This is a genomic window from Variovorax beijingensis (assembly GCF_003951285.1).
Classification (GTDB): Bacteria; Pseudomonadota; Gammaproteobacteria; order Burkholderiales; family Burkholderiaceae_C; genus Variovorax; species Variovorax beijingensis.
This window is the reverse complement of the sequence record NZ_RXFQ01000009.1, coordinates 62649-85482: the sequence shown is the minus strand read 5'-3', so window position 1 is coordinate 85482 and position 22834 is coordinate 62649. Positions and strand designations below refer to the sequence as shown.

At 67.8% G+C, this 22834-nt stretch carries 19 protein-coding genes and 1 other RNA gene; 12 read left to right on the top strand and 8 right to left on the bottom strand.

Features of this window, described 5'->3' with window-relative positions:
- Nucleotide 1 precedes the first annotated feature (1 nt).
- Nucleotides 2-1729, bottom strand: coding sequence for a hypothetical protein (locus tag EJO66_RS17255; RefSeq protein ID WP_124957736.1), 1728 nt, complete (start codon nt 1727-1729; stop codon nt 2-4).
- 84 nt (nt 1730-1813) lie between these two features.
- Nucleotides 1814-2083, bottom strand: coding sequence for a type B 50S ribosomal protein L31 (locus EJO66_RS17250; protein WP_093240817.1), 270 nt, complete (start codon nt 2081-2083; stop codon nt 1814-1816).
- A gap of 157 nt (nt 2084-2240) precedes the next feature.
- Between EJO66_RS17250 and EJO66_RS17245 the strand changes: the two genes are divergently transcribed.
- Entirely contained in the window at nt 2241-3302 is a 1062-nt protein-coding gene (locus EJO66_RS17245) for an oxidoreductase (protein WP_124957737.1), read from the top strand.
- A gap of 132 nt (nt 3303-3434) precedes the next feature.
- On the opposite strand, the gene rho is transcribed toward EJO66_RS17245, so the two are convergent.
- On the bottom strand, nt 3435-4700 hold the full coding sequence (gene rho, locus EJO66_RS17240; protein WP_021007063.1) for a transcription termination factor Rho: 1266 nt from the start codon (nt 4698-4700) through the stop codon (nt 3435-3437).
- A 182-nt stretch (nt 4701-4882) separates the two neighbouring features.
- Nucleotides 4883-5215 carry a thioredoxin TrxA gene (gene trxA / locus EJO66_RS17235; RefSeq protein ID WP_012747433.1) on the bottom strand — a complete coding sequence of 111 codons (333 nt, stop codon included), beginning with the start codon at nt 5213-5215 and terminating at the stop codon, nt 4883-4885.
- A gap of 158 nt (nt 5216-5373) precedes the next feature.
- Between trxA and EJO66_RS17230 the strand changes: the two genes are divergently transcribed.
- The 3 genes from EJO66_RS17230 to EJO66_RS17220 are packed head-to-tail and all read left to right on the top strand — an operon-like array spanning nt 5374 to nt 12463.
- Nucleotides 5374-7968, top strand: coding sequence for a PD-(D/E)XK nuclease family protein (locus tag EJO66_RS17230; protein ID WP_125965681.1), 2595 nt, complete (start codon nt 5374-5376; stop codon nt 7966-7968).
- Complete coding sequence (locus EJO66_RS17225; RefSeq protein WP_125965680.1) at nt 7965-11228, top strand: UvrD-helicase domain-containing protein; 3264 nt, start codon at nt 7965-7967, stop codon at nt 11226-11228. The genes EJO66_RS17230 and EJO66_RS17225 overlap by 4 nt, the downstream gene beginning before the upstream one ends.
- The gene (locus tag EJO66_RS17220) at nt 11225-12463 is read left to right on the top strand and encodes a TIGR03862 family flavoprotein (protein ID WP_124957740.1); all 1239 of its coding nucleotides are present in this window, start codon (nt 11225-11227) and stop codon (nt 12461-12463) included. Before EJO66_RS17225 ends, EJO66_RS17220 begins: the two co-directional genes overlap by 4 nt.
- Before the next feature lie 69 nt (nt 12464-12532).
- Here EJO66_RS17220 and EJO66_RS17215 read toward each other — a convergent pair whose 3' ends face one another.
- Together EJO66_RS17215 and ffs are read right to left on the bottom strand one after the other, a co-directional pair.
- A complete protein-coding gene (locus EJO66_RS17215) occupies nt 12533-12865 on the bottom strand; it encodes a YegP family protein (protein ID WP_124957741.1) in 333 nt (110 codons plus the stop codon).
- Nucleotides 12866-13118: 253 nt separating this feature from the next.
- Nucleotides 13119-13215: signal recognition particle sRNA small type (ffs, locus tag EJO66_RS17210), an RNA gene on the bottom strand.
- Between the two features lie 179 nt (nt 13216-13394).
- On the opposite strand from ffs, the gene dnaX reads away from it, so the two are divergent.
- The 7 genes from dnaX to EJO66_RS17175 all read left to right on the top strand — a co-directional run bounded on the left by dnaX (nt 13395) and on the right by EJO66_RS17175 (nt 19646).
- A complete protein-coding gene (gene dnaX, locus EJO66_RS17205) occupies nt 13395-15251 on the top strand; it encodes a DNA polymerase III subunit gamma/tau (RefSeq protein WP_124957742.1) in 1857 nt (618 codons plus the stop codon).
- 97 nt (nt 15252-15348) lie between these two features.
- On the top strand, nt 15349-15681 hold the full coding sequence (locus EJO66_RS17200; RefSeq protein WP_012747441.1) for a YbaB/EbfC family nucleoid-associated protein: 333 nt from the start codon (nt 15349-15351) through the stop codon (nt 15679-15681).
- A 7-nt stretch (nt 15682-15688) separates the two neighbouring features.
- Entirely contained in the window at nt 15689-16279 is a 591-nt protein-coding gene (gene recR, locus EJO66_RS17195; RefSeq protein WP_025569363.1) for a recombination mediator RecR, read from the top strand.
- 50 nt (nt 16280-16329) lie between these two features.
- The gene (locus EJO66_RS17190) at nt 16330-16722 is read left to right on the top strand and encodes an MAPEG family protein (protein WP_124957743.1); all 393 of its coding nucleotides are present in this window, start codon (nt 16330-16332) and stop codon (nt 16720-16722) included.
- A gap of 171 nt (nt 16723-16893) precedes the next feature.
- A complete protein-coding gene (locus tag EJO66_RS17185) occupies nt 16894-17928 on the top strand; it encodes an ABC transporter substrate-binding protein (RefSeq protein ID WP_124957744.1) in 1035 nt (344 codons plus the stop codon).
- A 72-nt stretch (nt 17929-18000) separates the two neighbouring features.
- On the top strand, nt 18001-18816 hold the full coding sequence (locus tag EJO66_RS17180) for an ABC transporter ATP-binding protein (RefSeq protein ID WP_124957745.1): 816 nt from the start codon (nt 18001-18003) through the stop codon (nt 18814-18816).
- The gene (locus EJO66_RS17175) at nt 18813-19646 is read left to right on the top strand and encodes an ABC transporter permease (protein WP_124957746.1); all 834 of its coding nucleotides are present in this window, start codon (nt 18813-18815) and stop codon (nt 19644-19646) included. The genes EJO66_RS17180 and EJO66_RS17175 overlap by 4 nt, the downstream gene beginning before the upstream one ends.
- A gap of 17 nt (nt 19647-19663) precedes the next feature.
- On the opposite strand, the gene EJO66_RS17170 is transcribed toward EJO66_RS17175, so the two are convergent.
- Together EJO66_RS17170 and gloB are read right to left on the bottom strand one after the other, a co-directional pair.
- Nucleotides 19664-21277 (bottom strand): transglycosylase SLT domain-containing protein, encoded by a 1614-nt coding sequence (locus EJO66_RS17170; protein ID WP_124957747.1) that lies wholly within the window; start codon nt 21275-21277, stop codon nt 19664-19666.
- A complete protein-coding gene (gene gloB, locus EJO66_RS17165; protein ID WP_124957748.1) occupies nt 21274-22053 on the bottom strand; it encodes a hydroxyacylglutathione hydrolase in 780 nt (259 codons plus the stop codon). The genes EJO66_RS17170 and gloB overlap by 4 nt, the downstream gene beginning before the upstream one ends.
- 19 nt (nt 22054-22072) lie before the next feature.
- Here gloB and EJO66_RS17160 point away from each other — a divergent pair, with 19 nt between their 5' ends.
- The gene (locus tag EJO66_RS17160; RefSeq protein WP_124957951.1) at nt 22073-22828 is read left to right on the top strand and encodes a class I SAM-dependent methyltransferase; all 756 of its coding nucleotides are present in this window, start codon (nt 22073-22075) and stop codon (nt 22826-22828) included.
- Nucleotides 22829-22834: the final 6 nt, after the last annotated feature.

Below are 22834 nucleotides of genomic sequence, written 5' to 3'. Positions count from 1 at the left end.
GCTAGGGCGCGATCTTCTGGTAGAGCAACAGGTCGTCGGTCGCGCTGCTGGGCCGCCGCAGCGTGCCGCTGAAACGCCAGTGCTCCAGGCGAATGATGGTGTGCAGCCGCTCGATGGTATCGGGGCTGACCAGCAGCCAGGGGCAATCGGTGCCGAGCAGCAGCGGCTGCAGGTTGAATTGGCCGTGATGCCGCAGCGCCGCGATGTGCGCGCGGCTCAGCGCAAGCTCGGCGATGCAGCTCGGCTGCCCGACGCGCTCGGCCACCGCCCGCACCTGCGGGGCGTAGCTGCGCGCGTAGTCGATGGAAGGCAGCCACAGCGTCATCAGCAGCATCCAGCACAGCGCGGTGCCGCCGGCCGGCAGCACCAGCGTTTTCCAGAGCGCCGCGCGGTGGCGGCCGGTGCGCCAGCGCACCACCCAGCACCAGGTGATGGTGGCGGCCAGCGCCAGAACGAACGGGATGGCCGAGAACTCCGGCACGAACCCCGGCACCAGCCGCGCCACGCTGGCCGCCGGCTTGGGCGGCACGCCGGTCTGCATCGCGATCCAGTAGATCCATCCCAGCACGGCCAGACCGCTGAAGAACAGCACGTTGAACCAGTCGATCAATGCCGCCGCGCTGCGCCGGAAAGTCGGCAGGGCGAAGGCGGCCAGCGTGGCGAGCGCGGGCAGCGCCAGCAGCAGCGAACGGTCGGAATAGTCGGTGGTCCAGGTCGCGGCCAGCGGCACCAGCGCGAACCAGAACGGCAGTGCCACATGGCGCGCAGTGAGCTGGCGGCGCCAGCGCCACAGCGTCCAGATCGCGAGCGGCCAGACCGGCCAGGTGAACCACACCAGCAGCTTGGCCTGGCTGCGCACGTCGCTCAGCACCGAGGTGCTGCTCGGATGATTGCCCGGCAACTGGATCTTCCATTGCAGCAGGCCCAGCCCGAGAGCCAGTGCGGCGGCCACCAGCGCGGCCGCGATCATCGTGGCGAGCGCGCCCCGGGTATAGCCGGGGCTTTCGTCGGAAGCGGCGTCGGCGGTGCGCCGCTCGTAGGCGATGAACAACGCGCTGCCCACCGCCAGCGCCAGGCCGACCGTGGGGCCACCGCTCAAGGTCATGCCGATGGTCCCGACCAGCAATGCAATGACCGGACCGATGCGGCGGTAGGGCAGCGCCGCCACGCCATAGAACAGATGCGACGCGAAATACAGCTGCGCCAGCGCCGGTGTGGTTTCATGGCCCAGCTGGGCCAGGCCCAGGCAGGCGATCAGCGCCAGCAGTCCGCCATCGGCAATGGCGCGGGCGTAGTCGGTGGGCCGTGCCTCGCCGCCGAAGGCGAAGGCCACCGGCTGGGCCCGCGAGGTGCGCGCGAGGTAGTAGACGGCGTACCAGGTGGCGGTGAAGGTGCCCCAGAGCAGCAGCGCAAAGACGATGCGCACCGCCAGGTCGGGATGCACCCACGACGGTGCGATCTTGATGGCCCAGGCACCGATCCAGTAGGGAATGAGCGCCGGCGTTTCAGGGCGCAGGCCCAAGAGCAGGGGGTCGAACCAGCGGGCGATGCCTTCGGTGTTGCGCGCCAGTTCGGCCATGTAGCCGAAGGAGGTGATGTCGGCGCTCTTCCAGGGGCCGCGCCCCACCAGGCCCGGCAGGAGGTAGGCGGCGCACAGCAGCAGCAGTGCCAGGCGCGGCAGCCGGCGCACGGCGCTCTGGGCAACGATCGCGGGAGTGGGCTGATTCACAGGGTGGGAATGAACGTCGGTCTTGGGAAAGAAAAAAAGGGCAGCGCGGTAAACCGGGCTGCCCTCGATGCGAAAGCGCGTGCTTTACTTGGAAGCAGCGCCGGTGGTCTTGCCGAAGCGGTTGCGGAACTTCTCGACGCGACCGCCCATGTTGTCGACCGACTTTTGCGTGCCCGTGTAGAACGGATGCGATTCGCTCGTGGTGTCGAGCTTGAACAGCGGCAGCTCGCGGCCGTCGTCGGTCGTGCCCATTTCCTTGGTGTTCGCGCACGAACGGGTCACGAACTTGAAGCCGTTCGACATGTCGACGAACAGAATTTCGCGGTAATTCGGGTGGATGCCTTCTTTTGCCATGGTCTTTCCTTTGGGGTCGATGCGAGAGCCACAAGCGTGCCCAAGGGGGCAAGCCGTTCCGGTGAGGAAATCGCAGGGCAAGACGCCCGGCTGCACTTTTCGCGGAGCCAGCGATTATCGCATACTGTCTCGATTTGAGCGAAGGACGGCCCTCCAGATGACCTCCAGAACCCTGCGCGCCGGCCTCGTCGGCTATGGCTTTGCCGGCCAGACATTCCACGCGCCGGTGCTTTCGGCCGTGCCGGGGCTCGAACTGGCGGCCGTGGCGAGCTCCCGCCCGCACAAGGTCCACGCCGACTGGCCCGGCGTGGCGGTGGTGCCCGACGCGGGCGCGCTCGTGGGCCGGTCGGACATCGATCTGGTGGTGGTGGCCACCCCCAACGCCCAGCACCACCCGGTCGCCAAGGCGGCCCTGGAGGCCGGCAAGCATGTGGTGGTGGACAAGCCGTTCACGCTGGACGTGGCCGAGGCCAGGGAGCTCGAGTTGTTGGCTCGGCGCAACAATCGTGTACTGGCGGTCTATCAGAACCGGCGATTCGACGCCGACTACCTCACGCTCAAGGACGTGCTGGCGAGCGGAGAACTCGGCCGGCTGGTGTACCTGGAATCGCATTTCGACCGCTTTCGCCCCGAGGTGCGCGACCGCTGGCGCGAGCAGAAAGTGCCGGGCGCGGGTCTTTGGGTCGACCTGGGCTCCCATCTGGTCGACCAGGCGGTCCAGCTGTTCGGAACCCCCGACACGCTGCAACTCGACACCGCGGCCTTGCGCGACGGCGCGCAGGTCGAAGACTATTTCCACGCTGTGCTGCGCTACGAAAGCGGCCCGCATGCGCCGCTGCGCGTGGTGCTGCACGCCACGACGCTCGCGGCCCATGCCGCGCCGCGCTACATCGTCCATGGCACGCGCGGCAGTTTCATCAAGCACGGCGTCGATCCACAGGAAGACGCGCTGCGCGCCGGCCAGCGGCCGCCGATGGCGAGGTGGGGCGCCGATCCGCAGGACGGCGAACTCGTGGTGCCTGGCAGCGACGGCGGCGAGCCGCAGCGCCGGGTCTGGCCCACGCGGGCCGGCAACTACCTCGAGTACTACGCCGCGGTGCGCGATGCGATCCTCGGCAACGGCCCGAACCCGGTGCCGCCCGAGCAGGCCGTCGCGCTGATGGAGTTGCTGGATCTTGGTGCGCGCAGTGCCGCTGAGGGCAAAGCGTTGCGCGCATGAAAAATGCCCGCCAAAGGCGGGCATTCGTTTGTGGGGTGCCACCGATCCGGCTTTGCCGGTCGGTCAGCACCGCCCCCGGTAGGGGGAGGGCGTAGCGACACGAAGTGCGCGCAGCCTGGGGGCGAGCAACAGTTACCCGCCGCGACGCATCATGTCGAAGAACTCGACATTGGTCTTGGTCGCCTTCATGTTCTTGAGCATGAGCTCCATCGACTCGATCTCGTCCATGTTGTACATGAGCTGGCGCAGGATGCGGGTCTTCTGCAGGATCTCGGGTGCCAGCAGCAACTCTTCGCGGCGGGTGCCGCTGCGGTTGAGCTGGATCGACGGGAACACGCGCTTTTCGTACAGGCGGCGGTCCAGGTGGATTTCGGAGTTGCCGGTGCCCTTGAACTCTTCGAAGATCACTTCGTCCATGCGGCTGCCGGTGTCGATCAGCGCGGTGCCGATGATGGTCAGCGAGCCGCCTTCTTCCACGTTGCGCGCCGCGCCCAGGAAGCGCTTGGGGCGCTGCAGCGCATTGGAGTCGACGCCGCCGGTCAGCACCTTGCCCGACGATGGCACGACGTTGTTGTAGGCGCGGGCGAGGCGGGTGATCGAGTCCAGCAGGATCACCACGTCCTTCTTGAGCTCGACCAGGCGCTTGGCGCGCTCGATCACCATTTCGGCCACGTGCACGTGGCGCGCCGCGGGCTCGTCGAAGGTCGAGGCAATGACCTCGCCCTTCACGGTGCGCTGCATTTCGGTCACTTCTTCGGGCCGCTCGTCCACCAGCAGCACCATCATGTGCACTTCGGGGTAGTTGGCGCTGATGGCGTGGGCGATGTGCTGCATCATCACCGTCTTGCCGCTCTTGGGCGGCGCCACCAGCAGGGCGCGCTGGCCCTTGCCGATGGGGGCGATGATGTCGATGATTCGGCCCGTGATGTTCTCGTCGCTCTTGACGCCGTCGCGTTCCAGCTTCATCTGTTCCTTGGGGAACAGCGGCGTCAGGTTCTCGAACATCACCTTGTGCTTGTTCTGCTCGGGTGGACCGTCGTTGACCTTGTCGAGCTTGGTCAGCGCGAAGTAGCGCTCGCCGTCCTTGGGCGTGCGCACCTCGCCTTCGATCATGTCGCCGGTGTGCAGGTTGAAGCGGCGCACCTGGCTCGGCGAGATGTAGATGTCGTCCGTGCTGGCCGTGAAGCTGGTGTCGGGGCTGCGCAGGAAGCCGAAGCCGTCGGGCAGGATTTCGAGCACACCGTCGGCAAAGACCTGTTCGCCGGCCTTGGCGCGCTTCTTGATGATCGCGAACATCAGCTCCTGCTTGCGCATGCGGCCGACGTTTTCGATCTCAAGCGCTTCAGCCTGCTTGAGGACTTCAGACACATGGAGTGCCTTGAGTTCGTTTAAGTGCATGGAATGACCCCTTGCGGGGCAATCGATCGGAAAAACGGGGGGAGGTTTGATGTGAGGCGAGAGCTGCCTCACAAACCGGGGAACTCGAACCGGTTACCTTGAAGGGGCCGGTGATCTGTAGGAGATTATGACAGCAAAAAACCGTCCGGCCAACGCATTGCGCGCTGGCCGGGTGAAATGCCTCAGGCGAGCTGCTGGTCGATGAAGGCCGTGAGCTGTGCCTTGCTCATGGCGCCGACCTTGGTGGCGGCCAGCTGGCCGTCCTTGAACAGCATGAGCGTGGGAATGCCGCGGATGCCGAACTTGGCCGGGATGTCGCGGTTCTCGTCGACATTGAGCTTGGCGATCTGCAGCTTGCCTTCGTAGGCGGTGGACACTTCGTCGAGGATGGGTGCGATCATCTTGCAGGGGCCGCACCATTCGGCCCAGTAGTCGACCAGCACGGGCTGGCTGGACTTGAGCACGTCGGCTTCGAAGGAAGAATCGGAGATGTGTTTGATCAGGTCGCTGGCCATGTGATGTGTCCTTGTGCGCGGAGAGTTTCGGTGCAGCTAAAGTGCTGGTCATTGTGACAGAAACCAAGGGGTGGGGTGCCATGCGGGAACGCTATGGCGCCGATAGCAAAAGCCCTTTGCGCGTTGCGCCTCCACGCCCTCCAACCCCTCGATAGAACATGAACGAAGGCCACCCCGTCCAGGCCCTGTGGTGCGACCCCGCCGGCGGCGTCGTTGCGCGCATTGCCGGCGCCATTGCGCAGCACGGGCTGCATGCGGCGCGCACCGTGGTGCTGGTGCCGTATGCGCAATTGATGGGTGTGGCCCACGGCATGTGGTCGCGCTGCGGCAGCCCGGGCTTCGCGCCGCGCTTCGAGACCACGCGCAACTGGGCGCGCAGCGCGGGCGGCTTCCTGCCCACGGGCTACGACATTGCATTCGACATGGCGCGCGACCTGGTCACGGCTCAGGCGCTGCTGTCGCAGGCCGGCTTTGCCGCCGAACGCTTCGCGCTGGCCGGACGCGTGGTCGAGCTGGCCTACCAGCTGGCGCCCCTGGCGGCCGCCGCGCTGCCCGAGGTTCGCGGCAGCGAATGGGCGCAGCGCGCGGCCCAGGTGGCCGATGCGGGCAGCGAGTCGGAATGGTTCCGCATCGAGAGCGCGCTGATCCGCGTCGCGGTGGCCTGGGCCGCCAACTCGGGCTACGCGACCGACGTGCTGCTGCGCGACACGGTACGTGCGCAGGTCGATGCGCTGATCGTGCTCGAAGGCTTCCAGGCCGATCCGCTCACGCAGACGCTCTGCAGCCTGTGGGGCGATCGCGCCATCCATCTCTCGCTGGTGCCCGCAAGCCCTGCGGCCACCGCGGCAGCCGCGCATGTCGCCACCGACCCCGAAGACGAAGCCGAACTCGCCGCTGCCTGCGTGCTGCGGCACCTGGCCGAGGGCCGCGCACCGGTGGCGCTGATCGCGACCGACCGGGCGCTCACGCGGCGCATCGGCGCGCAGCTCCAGGCGCAGGGTGTCACGGCGCACGACGAAACCGGCTGGAAGCTCTCCACCACGCGCGCCGCCGCCACCGTGATGAGCGCGCTGCGCGCCTGCGCGCACGACGCCGGCAGCGACCAAGTGCTCGAATGGCTCAAGAGCGGCGCCGACGGCGATGCGCTCGCCGTCCAGGCGCTCGAAGCCCGGCTGCGGCGCGAAGGCGTGCGCGAGTGGTCCGCCTGGTGCGGCCAGGCCGCGCGCAGCGAGAAGCCGCAGGACATCGCGCTGCTGCCTTTCACCGAGGCTGTCGAGGGCCGCCGCATGGCCATGGCCCGCTCGCGGCCCCTGGCCGAATGGCTGCGCGCCCTGCGCGAATTGCTGGAGGCCGGGGAGCAATGGGAGCCGCTCGCAGCCGACATGGCCGGCGCCAAGGTGATCGGCGCCTTGTGGCTCGATGCCGATGCCCACGGCGACGACGACGAATTTCCCGGCGGACGCCACACCCTGGCCGAGTTCACGGCCTGGGTGCGCGACGTGCTGGAGGACGCGAGCTTCGTGCCGCCCGCCGGCAGCGAGGCGCCGCAGGTGGTGGTGCTGCCGCTGCACCAACTGCTCGGCCGCGCGTTCGGCGCCGTGGTCATTCCCGGTTGCGACGACCGGCGCCTGCCCGCATCGCCCGAGCCGCCCGGCAACTGGAGCGCCGCGCAGCGCGCCGAGCTGGGCCTGCCCGCACGCGAGACGCTCGAGGCTGCGCAGCGCTCGGCCTGGGCCGCGGCCTTGTGCAACCCATGCTGCGAAGTGCTGTGGCGCCAGTCCGATGCGAGCGGCGAGCCGGTGCGCCCGAGCCCGCTGGTGCAGGCGCTGCAGCTCGACCACGCCTTGCAGATGGTGGCGGACCCGCGCACGCCGCGCGAGGTGGCGCTGCAGCCGACCCTGTATCCGACCCCGTCCGGGGCGCTGCTGTCATTGCGCAACATTTCCACCAGCGTCTACGAAGACCTGCGCCGCTGCCCCTACCGTTTCTTCGCGCTGCGGCAATTGGGCCTGCGCAGTGCCGACGAACTCGATGCCGAGGTCGACAAGCGCGACTTCGGCAACTGGCTGCATGCCGTGCTGGGCCATTTCCACGAGACGCTGAAAGAGAAGCCGACCAGCGACGTCGCTGAGCGCCTGGCGTACCTCGGCGCGGCGGCCGAGCGCGCCACGCGCGAGTTCGGATTGTCCGATGCCGAGTTCCTGCCGTTCGCCGCGGCGTGGCCGGCGGTGCGCGACGGCTACCTTCAATGGCTTGCCGGACACGAGGCGAGCGGCGCCGTCTTTGCCGAGTCCGAGCCCTGGATGGAGCAGCCGCTGGGCAACCTGCAGCTGGTCGGCCGGCTGGACCGCATCGACCGCATGCCGGACGGCCAGGCCTTCGTGATCGACTACAAGACCGAATCGGCCGCGGTGACCAAGGAGCGCGTGAAAGACCCGACCGAGGACACGCAGCTCGCCTTCTATGCCGCGCTGGTGGCCGACGACACGCTGCGCGCGGCCTACGTCAACGTCGGCGAGAAGTCGTCCGGCACGCAGACCGTCGAGCAGCCGGTGGTGGTGGAGGCGCGCGATGCGCTGGTGGCCGGCATCCTCGACGATTTCACCCGCATCGCCCAGGGCGCGGCGCTGCCGCCGCTGGGGGAGGGCGCGGTCTGCGACTACTGCGCGGCGCGCGGGCTTTGCAGAAAAGATTTCTGGGAGATCGAGCAGCCCCCGCTTTCGTCTCCGGCCGAGGGAGGGCCCGCGCAATGAACGGCGCCGCCTACGAACACAACGGCCGGCACGTCACACGCGAGGCCTTCTACACGGTCGCCTGCGATCCGCGGCGCTCGGTGGCCGTCGAAGCCTGCGCCGGCGCGGGCAAGACCTGGATGCTGGTGTCGCGCATCCTGCGCGCGCTGCTCGAAGAGGGCGAATCCGCTTGCGAGCCGCACGAGATCCTGGCCATCACCTTCACCAAGAAAGCCGCCGGCGAAATGCGCGAGCGGCTCGACCAATGGCTCGAGCAGTTCGCCGAGCGCAGCCCCGAGGAGCTGGTGCGCGAACTCGTGAGCCGCGGCGTCGGGCCCGATGCCGCACTTGCCGCCGTGCCGCGCCTGCAAGGCCTCTACAGGCGCCTGCTCGAAGGCGGCCGGCCGGTACAGTTCCGCACCTTCCACGCCTGGTTCGCGGGCCTGCTGCGCAATGCGCCGCTGGCGGTGCTGCGCGAACTCGGCCTGCCCGCGAACTACGAACTGCTCGAGGACGATGCCGAGGCGCGTTCGCGGACCTGGCGGCCCTTCTTCGAAGCGGTGGCAGCCGACAAGGAGGCGCTGGCCGACTACTACGCCGTCGTTGCCACCTATGGCCGGTCGCAGACCGCCAAGGCCCTGGGCGAAGCGCTCACGCGCCGGGTCGAGTTCTCGCTGTCCGACCCGGCGTCGGCGGTGCAGCATTTCAGCGCACTCCATCCGTCGCTCGAGGGATTGGACGAACCGACCGGTGCACTGCGCGGGGAGCAGGCCCGGCGCCGCTGGCTCGACCGCGCCGCCGCGCTCGGCCGCGAAGCCAACAAGACGCCGCAGAAAGCGGCCGAGGCGGTCATCGACGTGTTCGGCACCGGCGAGCCGCCGCAGGAGTCGCTCGCGGCCGCGCTCGCGCACCTGCGCAAGAATTTCTTCGTCGCCACCGAAGACCGGCTCAACAAGAACCTGCAGAAATACCCTGCCGCGCAAGAAGCCGAGGCCGAGCTCCAGACGCTGTGCGCCGCGCAGGCCCAGCACGCGGCCTGGCTCTACCAGCAGCGCATGACGCGCCTCACGCGCCTTTTGATCTCCGCCTTCGCCGAGGTCAAGCGCGCCCACGGCTGGGTCGACATGAACGACGTCGAACAGGCCGCGCAATTGCTGCTGGGCCAGTCGGCGCTGTCGGGCTGGGTGCAGGAGCGGCTCGATGCGCGCATCGCGCACCTGCTGATCGACGAGTTCCAGGACACCAATCCGCTGCAGTGGCAGGCGCTCTATGGCTGGCTCAGCGCCTACACCGGCGCGGGCGGCAAGGCGCCGCGCGTCTTCATCGTGGGCGACCCGAAGCAGAGCATCTACCGCTTCCGCCGTGCCGAGCCGCAGGTGTTCATCGCCGCGAAGAAATTCGTGCGCGAAGGGCTGGGCGGCGAGCTGCTCAACTGCGACCACACCCACCGCAACGCGCGTGCGGTGGTCGGCCTCGTCAACCAGGCGATGCTGGCCGCGCAGGACGCCGGCGAGTTCGACGGCTATCGCGCGCACACCACCGAACGCAACGACCAGGGCGAGCTGCTCAAGCTCCCGCCCATCGATCGCGGCGCCCTCGATGCCGCAGCCGAGGCCGCGCCCGCGGACGACGGCGTGCTGCACTGGCGCGACAGCCTCGTCACGCCGCGGGTGCTGCCCGAAGAGCAGCTGCTGCAAAAGGAATGCGAGCAGGCCGCGCGCTGGGTCGCGCAGCGCATTGCCGACGGCACGCCGCCGCGCCAGATCATGGTGCTGGCGCGCCGCCGCAACCGGCTGTCCGCCATGCAGGACGCGCTGCGCCAGCGCCACATTCCCGTGCAGCAGCCCGAGAAGAACGAACTGCACGACGCCCCCGAAGTGCAGGACGTGGTGGGGCTGATCGATGCGCTGGTGTCGCCCGCGCACGACCTCTCGCTGGCGCGCGCGCTCAAGTCGCCGCTCTTCGGCATCGGCGACGATGCGCTGGTGCAATTGGCGCTGCGCCAGCGCGAGCACCCCTCGTCGAGCTGGTTCGCGCTGATCCAGAAAGGCGAGGGCCTGCCGGCGGAACTGGTCGCGGCAGGCGCCAGGCTCAAGCAGTGGCAGCGCTGGCTCGCCGCATTGCCGCCGCACGATGCGCTCAGTGCGATCTTTCACGATGGCGACGTGCTGGCCAGGTTCGGCGCCGCCATGCCTTCGGCCATGCGCCAGAGTGCGCTGGCCAATCTGCGCGGGCTTCTGGCGGCTTCGCTCGAGATCGAGGGCGCGCGCTTTGCCACGCCCTATGCGCTGGTGCGCGCGCTGCGCGCCGGCGGCGTCAGGGCGCCATCCGTCGCCGTGCCTGATGCAGTGCAACTGCTCACCGTGCACGGCGCCAAGGGCCTCGAGGCCGACACCGTCCTCATGCTCGACTGCGATGCGCCGCCGCCGCGTGCCCAGACCATGGGCGTGCTGGTCGAATGGAAAGGCAGCGACAGCGCGCCCACCCGCTTCGTGTTCCTGGCGAGCGAAAAAGCGCCGCCCGGCTGCGCGGCCACGCTGCTCGAGGAAGAACAGCGCGCGCGCCATCGCGAGGAGCTCAACGGCCTCTACGTCGCGACCACGAGGGCGCGCGAACGCCTCGTGCTGTCGTCAGTGCAGCCGGCCCGGGCCAACGAGGGCAGCTGGTGGTCGCGGCTCGAATCGATGTGCGAGCCCGTCGAGGCCGATGAGCCGCTGCTCGCGTTGCCGGTGGAGACCGGGGCTGGCAGTTTCTCGATGAAGAAGATGCCCGTCCTCGCACCTGCGGCCAAGGAATCACCGGCCACGAGGAAAGCCGCTGGCGCTACCGTCGATGCGCGGGCTGCGGCCTTCGGCGAGGCGATGCACCGGCTGCTCGAATGGGCCCTGCCGGGCGAGGCGCTGCCGCCCGCACACGTGCGCGCCGCAGCCCGCGAATTCATGCTCGACGCGCAACAGGCGCGCGGCGCCACGGTGCTGGCCGAGCGCATTCGCGCGGGGGCCGGCGCCTGGGCGTGGGATGAGCGCATGATCGACTGGCACGGCAACGAAGTGACGCTGGTCCACGAAGGCGAGACACTGCGCATCGACCGGCTGGTGCGCGAGCGCGCCAGCGGTGCCTGGTGGATCCTCGACTACAAATCTGCGGCGCGCCCCGAACGGGACGCGGAATTGATCGCACAGATGCAGCGCTACCGCGCGGCCGTGCAACATGCCTACCCCGGTGCCTTGGTGCGCGCCGCGTTCCTGACCGGGCAGGGCGAACTGGTAACTCTCGAATGACTCTTTCCCAAACCGTCGCCGTGATCGGCGGCGGACCGGCCGGCCTCATGGCGGCCGAAATCCTGAGCGCGTCCGGCGTGCAGGTGCACGTCTACGACGCCATGCCCTCGGTGGGCCGCAAGTTCCTGCTGGCCGGCCGCGGCGGGCTGAACCTCACGCATTCGGAGCCTTTCGACGTGTTCATGAGCCGGTTCGGCGAACGCCGTGCGCAGCTCGAACCGATGCTTGCCCGCTTCGGCCCGCAGCAGGTGCGCGAATGGGCGGCGGGCCTTGGCGTCGAGACCTTCGTCGGCACCTCGGGCCGCGTGTTTCCGACCGACATGAAAGCCGCGCCGCTGCTGCGCGCCTGGCTGCACCGGCTGCGCGCGGCGGGTGTGCAGTTTCATATGCGCCACCGCTGGCTTGGCGATGCATCGCTGGCCGCGGGCTCGCTGCGCTTCGCCACTCCCGCGGGCGAGGCCATCGTCAAGGCCGATGCGGTGGTGCTCGCACTGGGTGGTGCGAGCTGGGCGCGGCTGGGCTCCGATGGCGCATGGGCGCCGTGGCTGCAAGAGCGCGGTATCGATGTCGCGCCGCTGCTGCCTGCCAACTGCGGCTTCGACGGGGCAGGGTGGAGTGAGCATTTCGCGAGCCGCTTTGCGGGCCAGCCGTTCAAGTCGGTCGCGATTTCGTTCACCGACAGCCAGGGGCGCCGCTTTGCGCGCAAGGGCGAGTTCGTCGCAACTGCCAAAGGCATTGAGGGCAGCCTGATCTATGCCGCTTCGGCATTGCTGCGCGACGAGATCGCCGTGCACGGCAGCGCGACGCTGCTGCTCGATCTGCTGCCCGACCGCAGTGCCGAGCAGGTGCTGGCCGCAGTGAAGCATCCGCGCGGCGCCCGCTCGCTCAGCAGCCATCTGAAGAGCCGGCTGGGGCTGGAGGGCATCAAGGCCGGCGTGCTGCACGAGGCGCTGAGCCGCGAGGCGATGCAAGACCCCGCGCAGCTGGCGGCGACGATCAAGGCCGTGCCGCTGCGGCTGGTCGCAACCCGGCCCATCGACGAAGCCATCAGCACTGCAGGCGGCGTGCGCTTCGAGGCGCTCGACGAACGGCTCATGGCCAGCGCGGTGCCGGGCGTGTTCGTGGCGGGGGAAATGCTCGACTGGGAGGCGCCGACTGGCGGCTACCTGCTGACGGCATCGATGGCCAGCGGCGCTGCCGCGGCGCACGGAGCGATCGAGCGGCAGGGCTTCTGAGGGCACGCGCCGTTCGATCTTCTGCCGAGATGGGAGCTTGCAAGCCTTGTTCGGGCTTGCATTCCATCATCAGGTGTTGTCCTTGATGGTCTTCGTGGTGCCGTTCGTCTTCACCGAGGCAATGCCTGTTTCGCGCGTCTGCTCGGAGCCATACATCTGGCTCGTGCCGATGACCTGATGGTTTGCGGCCTTGAGGTTGAAGAACAGCTTTCCATTGGAGGCAGTTTTCTTTTCGTAGCGATCTTCCGCTGTGCAATTGGCCTGCACGGAGGCAATGCCGTTTTCCGCCGAGTTCTTGGCAGCGTACTGTTCGCTGCTCAGGACGCTTTCGCCGTTGCCTGCCTTGAGAACGAAATAGTACTGAGCGTTGGCGCTCTTGTTCAGTTCAAACCAGCCTGCCATCTGAATGCTCCTATGGTGCGGAGGACGTTGGCGCCGATGTCGCCGATCCTCCTGCCAGATTCAAGATCGAATCCGCGCAGAGCCTATTCCCGAAGGACACAACGGGCAAGCTTGAGTCCGGGGGAACCCGGAAAGACAACGCATTTGTTCACGAACGAAGCCGCAGATTTGGCGAGGATCGAATTCCGCTGTCTGGGGCTTGCCGCCCCTGATGCGCGCAAGTCCTTGCGAACTCACGGCTTTTTGATGTTAGGTTGACGAGCCTTACCCCTGGCACTGACTACGCAGTTAGGGCTGCTTGGTTCCCCACCTGACCCGGTTGGCCACTTCACCATGCAGGGAGGCCCGTCAAGGCTTATTGTAACCCCCCAGGCTGCGCGCACTTCGTGTCGCTTCGCCCACCCCCTGCCGGGGCGATACCAGCGGCCCGGCGGAGCCGGTTCCGCGGTATCCCGCGAAAAAGGCAGGGCCATTTTTTGATTCCGGGGGAGCTCCGGGAACGGGTGCGGCGCCTTTTAGAATGCCCGCAATGTCTTATCTCGTGCTCGCTCGCAAGTTCCGTCCGAAAACCTTCGGTGAGATGGTCGGTCAGGGGCACGTGGTGCAGGCGCTCGAGAACGCGTTGACCACGCAGCGCCTGCATCACGCCTATCTTTTCACCGGAACGCGGGGCGTGGGCAAGACCACCGTCTCGCGCATTCTGGCCAAGTCGCTCAACTGCCAGGGACCGGACGGGCAGGGTGGCATCACGGCCACGCCTTGCGGGGTATGCCAGGCCTGCAAGGACATCGACTCGGGCCGTTTCGTCGACTACACCGAACTCGACGCGGCATCGAACCGCGGCGTGGACGAGGTGCAGTCGCTGCTCGAGCAGGCGGTCTACAAGCCGGTGCAGGGGCGCTTCAAGGTCTTCATGATCGACGAAGTGCACATGCTCACCAACACCGCGTTCAACGCGATGCTGAAGACGCTCGAGGAGCCGCCGGAATACCTCAAGTTCGTGCTCGCGACCACCGATCCGCAAAAGGTGCCGGTCACGGTGCTGTCGCGCTGCCTGCAGTTCAACCTGCGGCCGATGGCGCCCGAGACGGTGCTGGAGCACCTCACGAGCGTGCTGCAGGCCGAACAGGTGCCGGCCGAGCCGCAGGCGCTGCGCCTGCTGGCGCGCGCCGCACGCGGTTCGATGCGCGATGCGCTGTCGCTCACCGATCAGGCCATTGCCTTCGGCAACGGCGAACTTCTCGAAAACGGCGTGCGCCAGATGCTCGGCAGCGTGGACCGCGGCCATGTGTTCAAGCTGATCGAGGCGCTGGCACTGGGCGATGGCAGGACGGTGGTCGACACCTCCGAGGCGCTGCGGCGCGACGGCATGTCCGCCGCGTCCACGCTGGAAGAAATGACCGCGGTGCTGCAGGCCATGGCCGTGCTGCAGGCGGTGCCGTCGCGGGCGGAGTCGGCCGATTCGGCGACCGACCCCGACGCGGCCGACACGGCGCGCCTCGCGTCGCTGATGCCGGCCGACGAAACCCAGTTGCTCTACAGCCTGTGCCTGCACGGGCGCGGCGAGCTGGGTCTGGCGCCCGACGAGTACGCGGCGCTGACCATGGTGCTGCTCAGGCTTCTGGCCTTCAAGCCCTCCAGTGCGGCCGCTTCCCCGGCCTCCACGGAAAAAAAAACTCTGAATGAAGCCCCCGGGGCGGTTTCGGTCCCTGCGACCGTAGCGTCGGCTCGGGGCACGGCGGAGATCGCCGCAGCGCCAGCGTCGATTTCTGTCGCTGCGCCGGTGCCTCGATCCAACCCGGCGCCGGCCGGCCAGCGCTTGGCCGTGGTCAGCGAGCCGGTGCGGCAGGGCGGGCCCCGGCCTGCCGCCGAGACCGAGCCCTCGCCGGCTGCAGAGGCACCGCGGGTGCTTGCCGTTCCCATGCGCGTGCAGCCGCCGCCGAGCCAGCGGGACGTGCCGCGCCCCGACGAGCAGCGCGGACCGGCGCCGCCGATTCCGCCGAGCGAGGACGGCGACTTCTGGCACGCCACGGTCACGCAGATGATCGCGGCCGAGAGCATCAACGCCCTGGCGCGCGAACTCGCGCTGCAGTCGCAACTGGTGGCGCGCGACGTCGACCAGTGGATACTTCGCGTCGAGCGCGAACTGCTCAACCAGCCTTCGGCCCGCGAGAAACTCACGGATGCGCTGGCCGCGCTGGGCCACGGCGTTAAGCTCGCCATCGAGATCGGCGGCGTGGTCGACAGCCCCGCGCGCCGCAACAAGCAGGCGGCCGACGAGCGCCAGCGCGTGGCCGAGGAGGCCATCCGCAGCGATCCCGAAGTGCAGATGCTGATGCGCGAATTCGATGCGAAGATCGTGCCTGGAACACTCAAGCCCGCCTGACGGAACGCCACTGAAAAACCGTGCCGGCTCTTGCGGCATTCGGCATCGGCCGCCATCTCTCTTATCCTTCCCCCATTCCAACCAATCAGGACCAACGATGTTCAACAAAGGACAACTGGCCGGCCTCATGAAGCAGGCGCAGGCAATGCAGGACAACCTCAAGAAGGCCCAGGAAGAACTGGCCACCATCGAGGTCGAAGGCGAGTCGGGCGCGGGCCTGGTCAAGGTCGTGATGACCTGCAAGCACGACGTCAAGCGCATCACCATCGACCCGAGCCTCCTGGCTGACGACAAGGACATGCTCGAAGACCTCGTGGCCGCCGCCTTCAATGCCGCGGTGCGCAAGGCCGAGGAAACCAGCGAACAGAAGATGGGCAAGCTCACCGCGGGCATGCCGGGCCTCCCGCCCGGCATGAAGCTGCCGTTCTGAGCCATTGATGGCCGACGCCAGTTCGCTCGACGCCCTGGTCGATGCGCTGCGCCGCCTGCCGGGCGTCGGCGTCAAGTCGGCCTCGCGCATGGCGTTCCATCTGCTGCAGCATGACCGCGAGGGCGCGCAGCTGCTTGCGCGCGCCTTGCAGCAGGCGGCTGGCAACGTGCGGCACTGCGAGCGCTGCAACACTTTCACCGAAGCGCCGGTCTGCAACGTGTGCCTGGACACGCGCCGCGACGCGGGCAAGCTCTGCGTGGTCGAGACGCCCGCCGACCAGGCCGCGCTCGAGCGCACCGGGGCCTTTCGCGGCTACTACTTCGTGCTGATGGGCAAGCTCAGTCCGCTCGACGGCATCGGGCCCAAGGACATCGGCCTGCAGAAGCTCTTCGACCGCGCGCTGGACGGCACCGTGAGCGAGGTCATCCTGGCCACCAACTTCACGGCGGAGGGCGAAGCCACCGCGCACGTGATCGGCGAAGCGCTCCGGCAGCGCGGCCTCAACGTGACGCGCCTCGCGCGCGGCGTGCCCGCCGGCAGCGAACTCGAATACGTGGATCTCGGCACCATCGCGCATGCCCTGGTGGACCGCCGATAGCGCGCAGTGGCCGCTGCAGCCGCTGTGTTGAACGGAGACAAGCAACCCCCATGACTTTTTCCTTGCTCACCGTCGCCTACTGGTGCGTGTTCATCGCATGCGGCCTGCCGTATCTCGCGGCATGGATCGCCAAGGCCGGCAGCTTCGGTCCGCGCGACAACGTGCAGCCGCGCGACTGGGCCGCAAAGCAGAACGGCTGGCGCGCGCGCGCCAACAGCGCGCAGGCCAACAGCTTCGAAGGCCTTCCGTTCTTCATCGGCGCGGTGATCATTGCGCATCAGCTCGGCGCCAATCAGGCGCGGCTCGACTTGCTGGCGGTGGCCTATGTCATATTGCGTGCGATCTATATCGCGGTCTACATCAAGGGCATCGGCTCCGTGCGCAGCGCGGTCTGGGCGCTCGGTTTCCTGGTCAATATCGCGATCCTTTTTATCGCGCGGTAAGAGCGCAAACAGCCTCTGCGCCAGCACGCAGCAGGCCGTTCGGCACAGGCCTCGTGGAGGCCTTCGTGCTTACGTGGAAACCCGCACGGGATGACCCCGATGCAGGCAACGGGGGCGCACCCCTAAGCTCGATTCAGTCCACCAGAATCAAGCGCCCCGCAGGATTGCTCCATGCTCCATCGCAGAACCCTCATGACAGTGTCCGCAGTCGCTGCGGCAACCATCGCGTTGCCGCGGGTCTTTGCGCAAGCCAAGCTCGAGAAGACGAAGATTTCCATTGCAGTGGGCGGCAAGGCGGCGTTCTACTATTTGCCGCTCACCATCTCCGAACAGCTCGGTTACTTCAAGGCCGAGGGTCTCGACGTCGAGATTTCCGATTTCGCAGGCGGCGCACGCGCGCTGCAGGCCGTGGTGGGCGGATCGGCGGACGTGTGCTCCGGCGCCTACGAACACACCATCAACCTGCAGGCCAAGAACCAGTTCTTCCAGGCCTTCGTGCTCCAGGGCCGCGCGCCGCAGATCGCGGTCGGCGTGTCGACCAGGAACATGGCAGGCTATACCGGCATTCCGGATCTCAAGGGCAAGAAGATCGGCGTCTCGGCACCGGGTTCCTCGACCAACATGGTGGCCAACCTGGTGCTGTCGCGTGGCGGCCTCAAGGCCAGCGACGTGAGCTACATCGGCGTGGGCGTGGCGGCCGGTGCGCTCACGGCGCTGCGCTCGGGCCAGATCGATGCCATCAGCAACACCGACCCCGTCATGACCATGCTCGAGCAGAAGGGCGACGTGAAGATCATCAGCGATACGCGCACGCTCAAGGGTACGCAGCAGGTGTTTGGCGGACCCATGCCCGCAGCCTGCCTCTATGCGCCGGTCGACTTCATCCAGAAGAATCCCAACACCTGCCAGGCGCTGGCCAATGCCATCGTCCACGGCCTCAAGTGGCTGCAGACGGCCGGGCCCGGCGACATCATCAAGACGGTGCCCGAAACCTACCTGCTCGGCGACCGCGCGCTGTACCTTGCATCTTTCGACAAGGTGCGCGAATCGATCGCCACCGACGGCCTTGTGCCGGCCGACGGTCCCAAGACGGCGCTCACCGCCATCTCGAGCTTCGACACGGCCGTGAAGCCCGACAAGATCGACCTCGCGAAGACCTACACCAACGATTTTGCCCGGCGTGCGAAAGACAGGTTCAAAGCCTGATTCCGAACGTCCCCGCGACCCGGCCTCGGCCGGGTTTTTTCTTGGTGGCCGATGCCAGAATTCCTGCCAAACATGTCCGACTACGCACTCGAGCTTCTCTCCATCAGCTGCACCTTCCATTCGAAGGACGATCCGGGCCAGCGCTACACCGCAGTGGCCGACACCACGCTGCGCGTGCGGGCCGGGGAATTCGTCTCGGTGGTGGGCCCCACGGGCTGCGGCAAGTCGACCTTGCTGAACGTGGGCGCCGGCTTGCTCGAGCCTTCGTCGGGCACCATCAAGGTCTTCGGCCAGACGCTGGCGGGCGTGAACGCGCGCGCCGGCTACATGTTCCAGACCGAGGCGCTGATGCCGTGGCGCAGCGCCATCGACAACGTGATGGTGGGGCTGCAGTACCGCGGCGTGCCCGACGCCGACGCACGCCAGCAGGCCGAGGCCTGGCTTTCGCGTGTGGGCCTCTCGGGCTTTGGCGACCGTTATCCGCACCAGCTCTCGGGCGGCATGCGCAAGCGCGTGGCGCTCGCGCAGACGCTGGTGCTCGACCCCGACATCATCCTCATGGACGAGCCCTTCAGCGCGCTCGACATCCAGACGCGCCAGTTGATGGAAAACGAGGTGCTCGAACTCTGGAGCGCGAAGAAGAAGGCGGTGCTCTTCATCACGCACGATCTCGATGAAGCGATTGCGATGAGCGACCGCGTGGTGGTGCTGTCGGCGGGCCCGGCCACGCATCCGATCGGCGAGTTCGCCATTGACCTGGCGCGCCCGCGCGACGTGGCCGAGGTGCGCACGCAGCCGCGCTTCGTCGAACTGCATACGCAGATCTGGGAGGTGCTGCGCGACGAAGTGCTCAAGGGCTATGCGCAGCAGCTGAGGAAGGCCGCATGATGCCGCGCCTGAACGAACGCAACGCGCGCCTCTGGCAACTGGTGCTGCTCGCGATCATCCTGGCGGGCTGGCACCTGGCGTCGCGCAACCAGCAGATCGCCTTTTTCCTTGGCGAGCCGATCCAGGTGGCGGGGCGCATCTGGAGCTGGTTCCTGCCGTTCGAGGTGCCGCCGAACCTGCTGTTCCCGGAAGGCCTGAAGGGCAATGCCGACATCTACCGGCACCTGGGCACCACGCTGCTCGAGACGGTGCTGGCCTTCGGCATCGGCACCGTGCTCGGGTTGGCCTGTGGGCTCTGGCTGGCGCTGGCGCCCACCGCGAGCCTGATCCTCGATCCCTACATCAAGGCCGCCAACTCGATGCCGCGCGTGATCCTCGCGCCCATCTTCGCGCTGTGGTTTGGCCTCGGCATCTGGAGCAAGGTGGCACTGGCCGTCACGCTGGTGTTCTTCATCGTGTTCTTCAACGTCTACCAGGGCGTGCGCGAGGTGAGTCCGGTGGTGCTGGCCAACGCGAAGATGCTCGGCGCCAACCAGCGGCAGCTGCTTCGCACGGTCTACCTGCCGAGTGCGACGAGCTGGGTGTTCTCGAGCCTGCACACCTCGGTGGGCCTGGCCTTCGTCGGCGCGGTGGTTGGCGAGTACCTGGGCTCGGCGCGCGGCGTGGGCTACCTGATCCTCCAGGCCGAGGGCACCTTCGACGTGAACACCGTCTTTGCCGGCATCGTGGTGCTGACGGCCTTTGCGCTCTTGCTCGACGGCCTGGTCGGCCTGATCGAGAAGCGGCTGATGAAGTGGCAGCCGCGCAGCGGGGAGACTGAAAAACTCTAGCGCTGCGTTCGTCGGCTTCAGCGCTTTTTCTTCTTCGACGGCGTGCCGCCGCGCTTCTCGCGCACGACCTGCTTGCCTGCCGGCGACTTCACCACATTGCTGCCGCGTGCAGCAACCGCCTTCACCGGACTGCCGCCGCGCTTGGCGGCAACGGCGCCTCGGCCGCGAGCCCGTGCCGCGCCCGACCCGACGCGCGCTTCGGGCGCAGCGCGAACCGGCAGGTACACCACCACGCTGTAGCCGCGCTTGAACGAATGGTTGAGCTTGACGTCGTTCCACTCGGCCACGCTGTCGGGCTTGAGCTTGTAGCGGCGCGCGATGCTGGCCACGCTGTCGTTGCGTCCCGCCTTGACGGTGGTGCGGCGATTGACGATTTCCGGCTGGAAGCTCAGGTGGCCGCTGTCTGCCACCAGCGCCGTCACGTCCTCCTTGACGCGGGCGCCACGCGGCACGATGAGGGTCGAGCCGGCCTTGATGAGCATGCGCGGCGGGATGCTGTTGAGCGCGCGCAGGTCCGATTCGCTCATGCCCGAGCGCTGGGCCGCATCGGCCACCGTCATGGTGTTGGGAACGACCCATGCCGTCCAGCTGGCGTACTGGCCTTGCGAGTACGCGTCGAAGTTGCGCTGGAACACGGCCGCGTTGTCCCAGGGCAAGAGGATCTGCGGCGTGCCCGCGGCAAGCAGCACCGGCTTGTGCGCGGCCGGATTGAGGGCGCGGAAGTCCTCGAGCCGGACGTCGGCCAGCTTGGCGGCCAGTTCGACGTCGAGGTCGCGCGTCAGCGTCACGGTCTGAAAGTACGGATGGTTCGCGATCAGCGGCAGCTCGGTGTTGAACGCCTGCGGATTGGCCACGATGTTCTTCACCGCCTGCAGCTTGGGCACGTAGAGCCGCGTTTCGGCCGGCATGGAAAGATCGCTGTAGGTGGTGGGCAGGCCCAGGCGCTGGTTCTTGGCGATCGCGCGGCTCACGCTGCCTTCGCCCCAGTTGTAGGCGGCCAGGGCGAGCTGCCAGTCGCCGAACATGCCGTAGAGCTTTTGCAGGTAGTCCAGCGCCGCGCGCGTCGACGCCAGCACGTCGCGCCTGTCGTCGCGGAAGATGTTCTGCTTCAGGTCGAAGTCGGTGCCGGTGGCCGGCATGAACTGCCACATGCCCGCGGCGCGCGCGCTGGAAATGGCCTGCGGGTTGAACGCGCTCTCGATGTACGGCAGCAGCGCGAGTTCGGTTGGCATGTTGCGCCGCTCGAGTTCCTCGACGATGTGGAAGATGTACTTGTTCGAGCGCTCGGTCATGCGCTGGATGTAGTCGGGCCGGCTGGCATACCACTGCTCGCGGTCGCGCACCAGGTCGCTTTCGAGGTTCGGCATCCTGAAGCCGCGGCGGATGCGGTCCCACATGTCGGCAGGCGGCGCCAGCGTGACGACGCTCTGCGAGTGGGCTTCGCTGCTGGTGATGGGAGTGAGCGGTCCGCCCGGGTAGACCGGCGCCGCGCTGCCGGAGGCCTTGGAGCCGGTGCCGCCGGCGGTGGATTGCGCGGATGTGGTGGTGGAGGAGGAAGATGGGCTGGTGGTGCCCGCGCAGCCCGCGAGCAACAGTGAGCCTGCAAGGCAGACAGCAGCGATAAGTTTCATCGGAAGTCGTTTTTCCATTGGCGCAGCGCAGCGAACACGTCGGCTTCGGCCGCATCGGCGGAAAGCTCGGCGTGCTCGCGTACCGCTCTAAGGACAGTGGCTTCGCGGCTGCGAAGAAAGGGGTTGATCCGGCGTTCGGTGGCCAGTTGCGAGGGCAGCGTGGGTTGCCCCTGCGCGCGCAGGCTTTCGCAGCGCGCGCTGTACTGAGTCAGATCGGCATTGCCGGGTTCCACCGCGCGGGCGAAACGCAGGTTAGCAAGTGTGTATTCGTGCGCGCAGCACACGCGGGTGTCGCCCGGCAGCGCCGCGAGCGCATCGAGCGATGCCAGCATTTGCGCGGGCGTGCCTTCGAACAGCCGGCCGCAGCCGCCGGAGAACAGCGTATCGCCGCAAAAAAGAAGCGGCGCCCGGCCTGCGCTTGCGGGCAGGAAGTACGCGATGTGGCCGGCCGTGTGGCCCGGCACGTCGATGACCGAAAAGCGCAGCCCGAGCACCTCGGCGCTGTCGCCATGCGACAGCGGCTTGAAGGGCTCCGGAATGCGTTCGCGCGCAGGGCCGAAGACCGGCGCGCCGGTGGCCGCATGGAGCGCGGCCACGCCGCCGGTGTGATCGGGATGATGGTGCGTGACTAGAATCGCGGCGAGCTGCAGCTTGTCGCGCGCCAAGGCGTCGAACACCGGTTGGGCGTCGCCCGGGTCCACCACGATCGCGTTGGACCCGTCCTGCAGCATCCAGATGTAGTTGTCAGCGAAGGCGGGCAGCGGAACAAGGGTCATGAGCGGTCAAATTATAGGTTTGCAGGATTGGTTCGCGACCCCCCCCGGCCGCTACCTGCTCGCGTGGGAGCAGGCCCAGTTCGACGAGGCCGTGGCGGATATTTTCGGCTACCACGCGCTGCAGCTCGGCGCCGCCGGAGTCGATGGCCTGCGCACCAACCGCATGCCGCATCGATGGCTGGCCCTGCCCGACCCCGGCCAGCCGGCCGGCAGGGCTGCGCTGTTCACCGATTTTGCGGCGCTGCCGTTTGCCGCCAACAGCCTCGACCTGGTGGTGCTGCCGCATGCGCTGGAGCTGAGCCAGGACCCCCACGCGGCCTTGCGCGAAGTGGAGCGGGTGCTGGTACCCGAGGGCCGCGTGGTGATCTGCGGGCTCAATCCGGCCAGCCTCTGGGGCATGCGGCAGCGCCGCGCGCACCTGTACCGCAAGCTCGGCTTCGGCGATCTCTTTCTGCCCGAGGGCGGCGAGTTCATCGGCTACTGGCGCATGCGCGACTGGCTGCGGCTCCTGAGCTTCGAGGTGGAGTCGGGACGCTTCGGCGTCTACCGGCCCGCGGTGCGCAGCGAGGCGTGGCTCGAGCGCTGCCGCTGGATGGACACCGCCGGCGAGCGCTGGTGGCCCATCTTCGGCGCGGTGTACTTCCTGGTGGCCGTCAAGCGGGTGCGCGGCATGCGCCTGCTGAGCGCCGATTGGCGCCGCGCAGCGGCGCGCGCCACCGCGCCGGTACCCATTGCAGGCAAGATGCACAAGGCCAGGGCCGACCGCGCCGATTGAATTTTG